The 12,601-nt window shown below is 44.3% G+C and carries 13 protein-coding genes; 6 read left to right on the top strand and 7 right to left on the bottom strand.

Annotated features, from left to right (window positions below; genetic code table 11):
- Nucleotides 1-69: 69 nt before the first annotated feature.
- Nucleotides 70-699, bottom strand: a complete 630-nt coding sequence (locus tag FSC11_RS14480) for a TetR family transcriptional regulator (protein ID WP_163167645.1) — start codon at nucleotides 697-699, stop codon at nucleotides 70-72.
- A gap of 198 nt (nucleotides 700-897) precedes the next feature.
- Here FSC11_RS14480 and rph point away from each other — a divergent pair, with 198 nt between their 5' ends.
- Nucleotides 898-1,614: a ribonuclease PH gene (rph, locus tag FSC11_RS14475; protein ID WP_163167643.1), complete on the top strand. Its 717-nt coding sequence runs from the start codon at nucleotides 898-900 to the stop codon at nucleotides 1,612-1,614.
- Nucleotides 1,615-1,770: 156 nt separating this feature from the next.
- Nucleotides 1,771-1,893, top strand: coding sequence for a hypothetical protein (locus FSC11_RS16430; protein WP_004813902.1), 123 nt, complete (start codon nucleotides 1,771-1,773; stop codon nucleotides 1,891-1,893).
- A 135-nt stretch (nucleotides 1,894-2,028) separates the two neighbouring features.
- Here the strand turns inward: FSC11_RS16430 and nadC are convergent, their stop codons facing one another.
- The gene (nadC, locus tag FSC11_RS14470) at nucleotides 2,029-2,874 is read right to left on the bottom strand and encodes a carboxylating nicotinate-nucleotide diphosphorylase (RefSeq protein ID WP_163167641.1); all 846 of its coding nucleotides are present in this window, start codon (nucleotides 2,872-2,874) and stop codon (nucleotides 2,029-2,031) included.
- A gap of 180 nt (nucleotides 2,875-3,054) precedes the next feature.
- On the opposite strand from nadC, the gene ampD reads away from it, so the two are divergent.
- A complete protein-coding gene (gene ampD, locus FSC11_RS14465) occupies nucleotides 3,055-3,639 on the top strand; it encodes a 1,6-anhydro-N-acetylmuramyl-L-alanine amidase AmpD (RefSeq protein ID WP_163167639.1) in 585 nt (194 codons plus the stop codon).
- Nucleotides 3,640-3,704: 65 nt separating this feature from the next.
- Nucleotides 3,705-5,255: a murein biosynthesis integral membrane protein MurJ gene (gene murJ, locus FSC11_RS14460; protein ID WP_171521721.1), complete on the top strand. Its 1,551-nt coding sequence runs from the start codon at nucleotides 3,705-3,707 to the stop codon at nucleotides 5,253-5,255.
- Nucleotides 5,256-5,348: 93 nt separating this feature from the next.
- Here the strand turns inward: murJ and FSC11_RS14455 are convergent, their stop codons facing one another.
- On the bottom strand, nucleotides 5,349-5,507 hold the full coding sequence (locus FSC11_RS14455) for a DUF1328 domain-containing protein (RefSeq protein WP_004647174.1): 159 nt from the start codon (nucleotides 5,505-5,507) through the stop codon (nucleotides 5,349-5,351).
- A 193-nt stretch (nucleotides 5,508-5,700) separates the two neighbouring features.
- Between FSC11_RS14455 and FSC11_RS14450 the strand changes: the two genes are divergently transcribed.
- Nucleotides 5,701-6,153, top strand: coding sequence for a YcgN family cysteine cluster protein (locus FSC11_RS14450; protein WP_004813897.1), 453 nt, complete (start codon nucleotides 5,701-5,703; stop codon nucleotides 6,151-6,153).
- Nucleotides 6,154-6,163: 10 nt separating this feature from the next.
- On the opposite strand, the gene FSC11_RS14445 is transcribed toward FSC11_RS14450, so the two are convergent.
- Nucleotides 6,164-8,299: a putative bifunctional diguanylate cyclase/phosphodiesterase gene (locus tag FSC11_RS14445; protein ID WP_163167635.1), complete on the bottom strand. Its 2,136-nt coding sequence runs from the start codon at nucleotides 8,297-8,299 to the stop codon at nucleotides 6,164-6,166.
- 264 nt (nucleotides 8,300-8,563) lie between these two features.
- On the opposite strand from FSC11_RS14445, the gene FSC11_RS14440 reads away from it, so the two are divergent.
- Entirely contained in the window at nucleotides 8,564-9,838 is a 1,275-nt protein-coding gene (locus FSC11_RS14440; protein WP_163167633.1) for a replication-associated recombination protein A, read from the top strand.
- 372 nt (nucleotides 9,839-10,210) lie between these two features.
- Here the strand turns inward: FSC11_RS14440 and FSC11_RS14435 are convergent, their stop codons facing one another.
- From FSC11_RS14435 to purC, 3 genes are all read right to left on the bottom strand, one after another.
- Entirely contained in the window at nucleotides 10,211-10,876 is a 666-nt protein-coding gene (locus FSC11_RS14435; RefSeq protein WP_163167631.1) for a YrbL family protein, read from the bottom strand.
- A gap of 158 nt (nucleotides 10,877-11,034) precedes the next feature.
- The gene (locus FSC11_RS14430; protein ID WP_163167629.1) at nucleotides 11,035-11,667 is read right to left on the bottom strand and encodes a YrbL family protein; all 633 of its coding nucleotides are present in this window, start codon (nucleotides 11,665-11,667) and stop codon (nucleotides 11,035-11,037) included.
- Between the two features lie 193 nt (nucleotides 11,668-11,860).
- The gene (gene purC, locus FSC11_RS14425; protein WP_004813888.1) at nucleotides 11,861-12,580 is read right to left on the bottom strand and encodes a phosphoribosylaminoimidazolesuccinocarboxamide synthase; all 720 of its coding nucleotides are present in this window, start codon (nucleotides 12,578-12,580) and stop codon (nucleotides 11,861-11,863) included.
- Nucleotides 12,581-12,601: the final 21 nt, after the last annotated feature.

Raw genomic sequence — 12,601 nt, 5'->3', positions numbered from 1 at the left:
TAAAAAACCTGCACATTGCTGCAGGTTTTTTATTGTTGAAAATATCTATTCTAGCTGCCTGAAGGCTGTTTATGCATGAATGCCTTGAAATAGCAGTTGCATCTGAATAACCGTCTGAGCTTTAAATTCTGTTGCGCGACTTTGTTGAAGATTGGCATCTACCAGACCCTGAATACTCAGCCAACCCATCGCCCAATTCAAGGATAAATCCACGAGCATCTGGACCAGCAGCTTCAAGTGTTGAGGCGATTTGATTCCCTGAGCGGAATAAAGATTTCCCAGCTCATCGACCAGATCAGCAACTAAAAATTGCAGTTCTCGCTCAATACTGGTCCGCAAAAAGTCTGATCCGCCCCAACGTTCTGTACTAAAAAATAGCCATGGCTCAGGATGTTCTTCAACAGCCTGAAGGAAAAGACCAATTGAGGTTTCAGTATCTGAATGTACTTGATACAAGTAAGCTTCTACCAGCCGATTTAAGACACCTTTTAAATTAATGGCGACTTGGTCGAGCAGTTCCAGACCCAATTGCTGCATGTCCTTAAAATGCCGGTAGAACGCCGTCGGCACCAGTCCAACTTCACGGGACAGTTCACGCAGGCTGATATTGCTAAATGCACGACCACGGCTACTCAGTACCAGTGCGGCATCTAGTATTGCCTGATGACTTTGCTGTTTGCGTTCTGCACGTAAAGACATAAAAATCTTCTCGATATTTCCCTTTAAGTTTAACAAAAAATCGGCAATCACGCAGCGCCATTCAGATGGCCTGATTTTGTATTTTGATCGAACAAGACTGAATTGATTTTGTAAATCATGCCAAGGGCCGGGCAATCTTGGCAGAGGCTTCTGCTATACTGAGCCACAATTATTTTTCAGTCAAAGCAGGACTTATTTATGCGTATCGACCAGCGAGCATTAGATCAATTACGTGACATCAAAATTACCCGCAATTACACACGTTATGCGGAAGGTTCAGTATTGGTTGAATTTGGTCATACTAAAGTGCTTTGTACTGCCAGCATTGACAACTCGGTTCCCCGTTTCCTGAAAGGTCAGGGCCAAGGCTGGGTAACCGCAGAATATGGCATGCTGCCACGTTCAACACATACCCGTAGCGACCGTGAAGCGGCACGTGGCAAACAGAGTGGCCGTACTCAGGAAATCCAGCGTCTGATCGGCCGTAGCCTGCGCGCTATGGTGGACCTGAAAAAACTCGGTGAAAATACGATTACTATCGATTGTGATGTGATCCAGGCAGATGGCGGGACACGTACAGCCTCTATTACCGGTGCTGCGGTAGCATTGATTGATGCGATGAATGTGTTGCTTGAAAAGAAAAAAATCAAGCAAGATCCACTTAAAGGTCTGGTTGCTGCAATTTCTGTGGGTATTTTCAAAGATGAAGTATTACTAGATCTTTGCTATGAAGAAGATTCTAACTGCCAGACTGACCTGAATGTCGTGATGACTCAAGCTGGTGAATTCATTGAAATTCAGGGTACTGCAGAAGACAAGCCATTTACCCGTAGTCAATGCAATGACATGCTGGAAATGGCTGAGAAGGGCATCCAAGAGCTGATCAAGAAACAGCAAGAAGTTTTAGGCTGGTAATTTATCTTCTAGTGAAAAACGCATCTTCGGATGCGTTTTTTTATGGGTATTCTTAGGCTTCAACATTGCCTCACAAAAATTGAACAGGACCTATCTACTGTATCGCTGTGTTTCGAGAGATGATTTTCAATCTACTTAACTATAGAGGGTCGACGTATGAAAATATTATTCATGGCACTTTCAGTCTGTACCGTTCTTGGTCTGACTGCCTGTGATAATAATTCCCGTGATGCAGATCGGGATGGTGCTTCTGCACCAGCAGGACAAAATACCAATTAGTCATCATATAGTCATCATACCCAAGTGTCACTTCATTCATCTTTATTATTTTTTTGTGCAGTTTTTGCACAAAAAAATCGAAAAATAAAAAAAAGGGTGCTTCGCACCCTTCTTCTATCGCGTATTCAGCAAGATCTAGGCATTAAAACGCATGGATAAATCAATTGCTTTCACATCCTTGGTCAGAACGCCCATCGAAATATAATCTACACCTGTACTAGCCACTTCACGTAAATTCTCAATCGTAATATTGCCCGAAGCTTCCAGTTTGCAACGACCTGCTACATGCTTCACCGCATCAATCATTTGCTGCTGGCTAAAATTATCCAGCATTACAATATCTGCTTTGGCTTCAAGTGCCTGATTTAACTCATCCCAGGTTTCTACTTCGACTTCTACCGGTTTACCTGGTGCAATCTGATGTGCCTTGGCAATGGCCTGTTCAATCCCACCAGCTGCCATGATATGATTTTCTTTAATTAAAAAGGCATCGAACAGCCCCAGACGATGATTCTGACCACCCCCAATCGCTACGGCATATTTCTGTGCAATACGCAGGCCTGGAATAGTTTTACGGGTGTCTAACAGTTTGGTATTTAGACCTTCTAATTGTTTGACATAGCTTGCTGTTTTGGTCGCGACTGCAGACAGGGTTTGGACAAAATTCAGTGCCGGACGTTCTACCGTGAGCAGGCTACGCGCAGAACCTGCCAGTTTCAGGAAGGCTTCATTTGCCCCGACACGGTCACCGTCATTTTTCAACCAGATCACTTCAACTTTTGGATCGTAGGCTTGAATCAAAGCATTCACCCAAGGTTGTCCAGCCAGCACCATATTCTCACGACTGATAATGGTAGCAGTAGCCTGTTCATCTTCAGGTGTCAGCAGGGCAGTGATGTCACCATTACCAATGTCTTCAGCCAGCGCCTGTTGAATATTGATCTGAATCGACTGTTCTAGCAAAGCTTGAGATATGCTCATGAGTATTTCCGTATCTTTTGTAAGCCGTGAAAATTGCGCCTTATATTAGCACTGTTACATAAAAATGAGCGATTTTTCGTACAGTCATCACAGCTGAATTGAGATTTGGATACGAAAGTTTTAGCATTAAGCCAGCTGCATTGCGCAGCAGTCATTTTAGTTGGGGATAGGAAAGTTTTTATGCAACAAGCACCTGCGTTTCATGTGAAGGATGGACAACTCATCGGTGCACGCCAGATTCCCTCACCCAACTTTAACCAGCGTCCGGAAAATACCGAGATTCAACTGATCGTGGTGCATAACATCAGCCTGCCGCCCTCACAATTTGGCGGTGGTTATATTGAGCAGTTTTTCCAGAATCAGCTGGATTGGTCAGTACATCCTTATTTTCAGACCATTCAGGGCATGCAAGTCTCTACCCATCTCTTAATTCTGCGTAGCGGGGAAGTGCTGCAGTTCGTCAATTTTAATGACCGGGCCTGGCATGCGGGCCGTTCGACCTATCTCGCTAAGAAAGAATGCAATGATTATTCGATCGGGATTGAGCTTGAAGGCAGCGATGACCTTCCCTTTGAACAGGCACAGTACGATGCACTAGTGCAGGTGACGGCCTGTCTGCAAGCCTATTATCCAAAAATCCAGCAACACTTTGCCGGACATTCTGATATTGCTTCGGGACGTAAAACTGATCCAGGCCTACATTTCAACTGGGTCGCATTCCGTGAACAATTACATCATTATAAAAATACATCAATACCTGAATAGGAATGTGATAAAGCAATGAACTTCTGCCAGAAGTTTCATTACAATAGGCAAAATTTAAACATTAGGTGAACAGTATGGCGCTGTGGCGTTCGACCGTCATTGTCAGTGCGATGACCATGTTGTCACGGGTACTGGGTCTGGTCCGGGATATTGTACTGCTCAATGTCTTTGGTGCAGGCAAGGACTTCGATACCTTCGTGGTCGCATTCCGTATTCCCAATTTCTTCCGGCGTCTGTTTGCGGAAGGAGCTTTTTCACAGGCTTTTATTCCGGTATTGACAGAATATAAAACCACACGGACGCATGCCGAGGTACAGATCCTGATTAGTAGGGTATTTGGCTGTCTGTCTACCGTCATGAGCCTGCTGACCTTCGTGGCCATGGTGGCTGCACCTGCCATTATTTATGTTTATGCACCGGGCTTCCATACAGATCCTGAGAAGTTCGCACTGGCATCGGACATGTTCCGCCTGACCATTCCTTATCTGCTATTCATGTCATTGACGGCTTTTGCCAGCAGTATCCTGAACAGCTATGGTTCATTCACTACACCCGCTTTTGCACCGGTGCTTTTGAATGTGGCAATGATTGCCGGCGCCTTATGGCTTACCCCATATATGGCCGAACCGATCATGGCCTTGGGCTGGGCAGTATTGATTGCGGGTGCTTTGCAACTGGCGATTCAGATTCCGGAACTGTGGCGCAAGAAACTGCTGATTCCACCCAAAATCGACTTCAAGCATGAAGGCGTAGACCGCATCATGAAACTGATGCTGCCAGCGCTGTTTGGTGTTTCGGTGACGCAGATCAACCTGCTGCTAAATACCATCTGGGCATCCTTTATGCAGGATGGTTCGGTATCCTGGCTTTACAGTGCTGAGCGTATGACGGAGTTGCCATTAGGCTTGATTGGCGTGGCAATTGGTACCGTGATTCTGCCATCTTTGTCGGCACGTCATGCCGAACAGGATCAGGTGAAATTCCGCAGCATGATCGACTGGGCGGCGAAAGTGATTGTAATGGTCGGCCTACCGGCCAGTATTGCGCTGTTCATGCTTTCTACGCCGATTATTCAGGCGCTGTTCCAACGTGGCCAGTTTGATCTGGAAGATACCCAGATGACAGCAATGGCGCTCCAGTGTATGAGTGCTGGCGTGATTTCATTCATGTTGATTAAAGTTTTTGCACCAGGTTTTTATGCCCAGCAAGATACCAAAACACCGGTACGTGTCGGTTTAATTGCAGTAGCTGCTAACGCGATTCTGAACGTCATTTTTATTGGATTCTTCAAGCTGATCGACTGGCATGCAGAACACATGGCATTGGCTTTAGCTTCTTCAGGTTCAGCTTTGGTCAATGCCGGAATGCTATATTTCTATCTGCACAAGCGTGATATTTTCCGCTTTGGTGGCCACTGGAAAAAGCTCATGTTGCAGTTTGGTTTTGCCAACTTTGCCATGATCGCAGCGCTGGCATATGCATTGACCTGGTATAATGGTGAGGTATCGCAATGGATCCGTGTGGCTGAAGTCATCGGGCTGTGCATTGTCGGAGTCACAGTTTATTTGCTCGCATTGGTATTGACCGGTTTCCGACCACGACATCTGAAACCATAAAATTCATGCAAAAAAATAAGAGCCATGAGGCTCTTATTTTTTACTTCTTATTCCATCGGTAGATGGTCTTGAATCAGGACAAGATCCGTTACTCTAGACCTTACCGCGGGACAAGAAACCAACAATTGCAAGAATAACCGCAATTACCAACAGAATAATCGCGAAATCCTTAGACAGACCGGCTACTCCACCAAAACCCAGTAAACTGGCAATCAATGCAATAACAGCGAATATAATAGCCCAACGAAACATCTTTGAATCTCCATGTGTTTTTATTCTCAAAATTAGTATAGGGACAATAAGCTCTTCAAACTGTTAACCTTTTGTTGATAATCTGTCTAATAGTTAGTAATCGTGTGAGTATAGTTATCAGATGCTTACAGTACGTTTATTTTGTGCAGGGCTGCTATAATAGATTGCTCCTGTCTCATCTCTGCCTGCTGTTATGACTGATACTTTGCGTCCTGAATTCTGGAAACACTATACCCTGAACGAGCTGAAGCCTCAGGAGTGGGAAGCATTGTGTGATGGCTGCGGGCTCTGCTGTCTCATTAAATTTGAAGATGAAGATACTCAGGAAGTCACCTATACACGCGTTGCCTGTAAACTGCTTGACTGTCAGACCGCGCGCTGCTCAGATTATCCCAACCGTTTACAATTCGTGCCTGACTGTATTCAGCTCACGCCTGAAAAATTGGCGACTATTCACTGGTTGCCAGCCAGTTGTGCCTATCGCCGGGTGGCTGAAGGAAAACACTTGCCGTCTTGGCATTACTTGATCAGCGGTTCACGTGAAAGTGTCATTAAAGCGCGCAAGTCAGCCGCAGGCCGCTGTCTGAGTGAGCTCGAAGTCGATGAAGATGAAATGGAAGATCATATTGTGCGCTGGGTGCGCTAGACGTTTCATTCTAACACACAGTGCTATGCAGTAATTGCTGTGCTGCACTACCCGCCATTGGCCGATAGAAATAAAAACCTTGTCCGATCTGGCAGTCACAATTAATCAGGGTAGAAAGTTGCTCGGTATTTTCAATACCTTCTACCAGTACATCAAGCTCAATACTGGACCCGATCTGGGTAATGGCTTTGACAATTGCCAGTGCCGAGGGATCGGTATTCAGGCGTTCCACAAAGTTACGGTCAATCTTGATACAGTCCACCGGATATTCCTGCAAACGGGTCAGGGAAGAATGACCGGTACCGAAATCATCTAAAGAAATATGAATGCCCGCCTGTTTTAACAAGTTCAGTGCGCGAATAACATAATTAGCCCCACGTTCTGACAGACTTTGTTCGGTAATCTCCAGTTCAACCTTGTCTGCCGAAATATCAAAGCGAGACAGGCGTTCTAATAACTTTTCAGCATAATCGTCACGCAGGAATTCGACAGGCGCTGCGTTGATCGAGATTGGTAGAATTTCTAAGCCTTGTTCCTGCCATTGGGTCATATCTTCAAAGACTTTCAGCTGCATGGTTTCGCTGATTCGTGAAGCCAGTTCATAGTCTTGAAAGGCACAGAAAATATGGGATGGCAGCTGAATCTGATGGTGCTGATCTTTCCAGCGCAGCAGTGCTTCAAAACCAATCACTGCACCATCGGACAGGCGTACCTTGGGTTGATAGTAAGGAATAATCTGGTTTGAATTGATAATTTTACGCGCCAAAATTAGTTGACGGGTCATCTTGTCCAGTGATTCAAACATTTCCTGACTGAACATGCGGATGCCACCGCGACCACTGTTTTTCAGATCATTGAGTGCGATATCGGCACATTTTAATAAGTTGGAACTGTTGATGGCATCACGGGGATAAATGGCACCACCAACACTGATGCCACCATTAATACTTCTACCGGCATAACTGATCGGTATTTCCATCTGCTGACAGACCTTTTTAGCCACCTCTAACAGCTGTGATTCATGCTCAAGATTTTGGACCAAGACAGCAAATTCATCACCCCCTAAACGGGAGACGATGGCTTCAGGTCCAAGATTGTTCTTGAAACGTTCCCCCAGGACATGTAAAAGATGGTCACCGGCAATATGCCCCAAGGTGTCATTGATATGCTTGAAATAGTCCAGGTCAATCAGGAGCAGCCCGGCTTGGCTCTGTTGTTGCCGTGCTCTGAACAGAACGCGTTTAAACTGTTTGTAGAAGGTACCGCGATTATATAGTCCAGTCAGCTCATCAATTTCTGTGACTGCTTTCAGCCGGGTTTCCACCTGTTTTTGCTGGCTGACATTACGTGAAACACACAGAATCTGTCGAGTCACATTGTGTTCATCCACGATTGGAGTGAGTAAATTATCCCAATACTCTGGTGCTTGACCCTGTAGCTGGCTAGTGCCGGAAAAACGGGCATTCATACCTTGGGCAGCACGCTTTAGCGCACGCCTGCCAGATGGACGGACCTCGGCAGGCAGCAGATTCAGCCAGGACATACCAAAATGCTGTTCGGTTTCAGACAGTCCCAAAGCCTGTCGGCCAGAACGGTTTACATGACTCAATTTACCATCAGGCGTCATGATTTTTATGCAGTCTAAGCTTGCATCCAGCATATTTTGCTGGGTAGCAATGATCTGAGAGAGTTGCTGCTGGATTTCAAAATAATCATGCACATCGGTCAGGGTGATAGCCCAGTGCAGCAGGCTACCCGTTTCATAATGAAACTTCATGTTCAGCAAACACATACGATAACCGTGATCCAGTTTCTGGATCCGGCATTGCAGTTCTGCATTCTGATGTTTATTCAGTACAGTATGCCATTCGCTAATAAAATTAGATAAATCATCAGGATGAATAAACTGTTGCCAGTATTCCCGACCGTACTCATTCAGGTCAATCCCGAGATAGTCCTGCATGGCCGTATTAAAATATTCAATCTCATCCCGAGTCTGCAACCACATTGGTTGAGGGAGGGCATCAGCAAAATCCTGGATACATGTCAGCTCTGGGCCAGTGGTCGACCTGAAAGTATCTGACGGTAATGAATCCGGTGATTCAAACCGGGCAAAAGTGTCCAAATTCTGCTTATCAAATTCCATGTATTCACCGATACAGAGGTTTTATTTGATCTAACCCCGGACCCACTTATCTATTATTAGAATAAAAGAACATTCATTCAGCGCTAGCTGATCTAAAAAGAATATGATCAAATTTGTATGAAGATGCAAGGTCTAATTCACTTGAAATGATAAAAAATATTGTCATACGTCGGTACAGAGACAGAAGCTAGACAAACTTCATATTCGGAATTAAAAACAGCTAATGCTAGAATGCAAACAGATTAAAAGTGAGCCCATTATAAAATGTCAGACAGCCATATCCCTCTTCCTGAACGTTTGAGGCCACGTGACCTCAGGGAAATTATTGGACAGGATCACCTGCTCGGTGAAAATGCACCTTTACGTCAGATGATTGATCAGGGGCATTTACCGTCTATCATTTTCTGGGGTCCACCCGGTGTAGGCAAAACCACAATTGCACTTTTACTGGCACAGGCAGTGGACCGGCCCTTTGTCAGTCTGTCTGCACTAAATACCGGGGTGAAAGAACTTCGTGAAGTCATTGCGGACGGTGGTGATCTGCTGACCCCCGTGGTGTTTATTGACGAGATTCACCGTTTTAATAAGTCTCAGCAGGATGCTTTGTTAAATGCGGTTGAAAAGGGCAAGATTACCCTGATTGGTGCCACCACCGAAAATCCATCTTTTGAAGTCAACAGTGCCTTGTTGTCACGCTGTCAGGTTTATAGTCTAAATGCTTTAAGTGCCGAGGCAATTGAGACTTTACTTACTCAGGCGATTCACTCTGATAATTTTTTACAAGAGCGTCATATCCAGATTGAAGAATTCGATGCCCTGATCCAGTTTGCAGCAGGAGATGCACGTAAAGCACTTAATTTGCTAGATCTGGTTGCCAGCACCTTTGAACCGGATATGGAAAATATCATCACCAACGCGGTGGTGGTAAAGGTAGCGCAGCAAAATATTGCCCGCTATGATAAGTCTGGTGAGCAGCACTATGATCTGGTCTCAGCCTTTATCAAATCGATTCGTGGCAGTGATCCGGACGCAGCACTATACTGGATGGCACGGATGTTAAAGGGTGGTGAAGATCCAGTCTTTATTGCACGCCGTATGCTGATTGCCGCCTCTGAAGATATTGGCAACTCCAATCCCAATGCATTGTTACTGGCGGGAGAATGCTTCCGTTCTGTTCAGGCCGTTGGAATGCCGGAATGCCGGATTATTTTAGGACAATGTGCAGTTTATTTGGCCACCAGTGCCAAGAGCAATAGCACCTATCTGGCCATCAATAAAGCCATGGAGCTGGCAGATAAAACTTCTCATCTGCCCGTACCATTACATTTACGTAATGCACCGACCAAGTTGATGAAAGAGCAGGGCTATGGTGTGGACTATCTGTATCCACATAATTATCCAGAACATTTTGTACTACAGGATTATATGCCACCGGAACTTAAAGGAACCAGGCTATATGAGTCAGCACGAAATAAACGTGAGGTTGAAGGAGAACGCTTACAGCAACGCCGCTGGCAACAACAGCAACAGCAGCAATAAAAATTTCTACGGATATCTACGGTTTATCCTTTTAGGTGTCTATTTTTATTGGTTCTCCTGCCAAAAGCTGTACGATCAACTCAGGCTGAACTCAGTCGCAAGTCCATTACTTTTTTAGAAACTTAAAAAGGTGTGCAAAAAAAAGCCCAGTTCAGGGAGAACCGGGCTGAAAATAGGATGTCCTTGGGGGATATACATCCTAGAGGGTAGAAAAAATTCTGATCGGCAAGTCTGGCGAAAATAACTTCTAATGCCATGACCTCGCCTGCTATAGAAATGATTTTAAGAGCTTTGATCAGAGATGTGAAACTGATTATTTTTATTAATAGAATTCATTTTTTCGATGATTGTAGAAGGCAATAAAAAACCGAGCTAGGCAGCCCGGTTTTCGATTTGATTCTGCTGAGCAGATTGCAGCAATTCATCCATTTTATGGCGAATTCGACCTTCAATTTTGCGTACATTCTTGGCATTCAGAGATTTACTCATGGCACGTAGCGGGATAAACAGTTTATCTCCCATACCATCAACCAGGACAAACTCCGGTTTACCACTGCGCTTTTCACTGTACATGATGCCCGCAATATTCACTTCCCCATAAACAATATGCAGATCGCAGCAGGCATCAAAAAATTCATCCAGTGCTTTGGCATGTGTGTCATTAAACTCGCCAGTACGGCAGAGTTCGTGCAGGGTAATACCGTTGCCATTCGGACTGATAATTTTCTCGACAACCAGTCCTAAGCCCTGATCTGTTTCCACAAAGCCATAGGGTGTTTCAATCGGGAAACTAAAAATGTTGTGCTTATAGTGATTTTTACACAGCTGTAGGTATTGCAATACTTCACGGCGGAACTGCTTATATACACCTTGAGCATGCCCACGTTTAAAACGGCCGAGATGTGCCCATTCACCGTTATCATTGATGCGGTTTGGATTCATCACTTTAATGGCTTTACTTTCATCAGTCGGATGCTGATAAACCAGTTTATAACCGCCTTTACCTAGAAGGGTAAGATCATTAAGTTGATACATCATGGAGACCTGAATAAAATAAATGGGAGAATTTTTAACCGTAATGTAACATAAAATGCACGAAAAAGCCCACCTATACCCTTGGTGAAAGGAGTACACGATGGTAATCGCTTGAGAAATAAATCAAATAACTGAGTGGTTCAGCTCAAAAAAATTGTAAATTAAGCTTCGAGCAGCTTCTGCATCTGCGCTTTAATTTTAGCCTCAACTTTACGCACATTTTTAGCATTAATACACTTGCTCATGGCACGTAATGGAATAAGCAGTTTTTCACCCATACCATCGACCAGAACAAATTCAGGTTTATTATGCCGCTGTTCGGTATACATGATGCCGGCAATATTCACTTCACCATAGACAATATGCAGGTCACAACACTGGTCAAAGAAGAGATCCAAAGCCTGTGCATGCCTCTCGGTAAATTGTTTTTCACGACAAAGCTCATGCAGGGTAATTCCTCTGCCATTTGGGCTGATAATTTTTTCAACGACTAGCCCCAAACCTTTATCGGTCTGAACAAAGCCATACGGAGTTTCAACGGGGAACTCAAACTGGTTATATTGATAGTTATTCTTGCATAATTGCAGGTATTGCAATAACTCACGGCGGAACTGTTTATACGCTCCTTGAGACAACTGGCGCTTGATCTTGCCATGACCTTTCCAGCTCCCATCAATATCTACACGATCTGGATTCATGATCTTGATAATCTTATCGTCTTGCTCGGGGTGCTGAAAAACAATTTTTGAGCATCCTTGGCCCAGACGGGTAAGTTCATCAATTTTATACATCATGTAATGTTCCTGATAAGTCGAGGGATCTCATCCTACGCCGATGGCGAAATGGACAGATGGGTTAATGCTACCTAAAAATAAGAAAAATTTCATGTGCTGACATGGAAATGATATTTAAACTGATGATTTGCAAAAGCATAAAAATAAAAAACCGAGCCATTCAGCCCGGTTTTTTGAATCTGTCGATAACAGATCAGATATTGTCTAAATCAATACCTAAACGTGCAGCAACTTCTTCATATGCTTCAACCACACCGCCCAGGCCTTGGCGGAAACGGTCTTTGTCCAGTTTTTTCTTGGTATCTTTGTCCCATAGACGGCAACCGTCTGGAGAGAATTCATCACCCAGTACGATACGGTCGTGGAACACACCGAATTCAAGTTTGAAATCAACCAGAAGCATATTACCCGCTTGGAATAATGCTTTAAGCACTTCGTTCACTTGGTAAGTCAGTTCTTTCATTTTTGCCAGTTGTTCAGCAGTTGCCCAACCCAAAGCAATCGCTTGAGATTCGTTCACCATTGGATCGCCAAGGGCGTCATCTTTAAAGAACAATTCGAATGTAGGAGGTGTTAACTCTTTACCTTCTTCAACACCAAGACGACGGCATAAAGAACCCGCAGCATAGTTACGTACAACACACTCTACTGGAATCATTTTGAGTTTTTTTACCAATACTTCGTTTGGCGTTAATAGCTTCTCAAAATGAGTTTCAATACCAGCAGCAGCCAGCTTTTCCATGATGAAGGCGTTAAAACGGTTATTCACCTTACCTTTACGATCCAGTTGTTCGATCTTTTCGCCATTGAATGCTGACGCATCGTCACGAAAAACTAAAATCAGGTGGTCTTCACTGTCTGTGGTATAGACAGATTTCGCTTTACCAGTATAGAGCAAGGTTTGTTTTAACATGAGGGAACCTTCTACAAAAAA

This window comes from Acinetobacter schindleri (genome assembly GCF_010918895.1).
GTDB classification, from domain to species: domain Bacteria; phylum Pseudomonadota; class Gammaproteobacteria; order Pseudomonadales; family Moraxellaceae; genus Acinetobacter; species Acinetobacter schindleri.
Note: the sequence above shows the minus strand (reverse complement) of the source record. Positions and strands in the feature narration are given on the sequence as shown.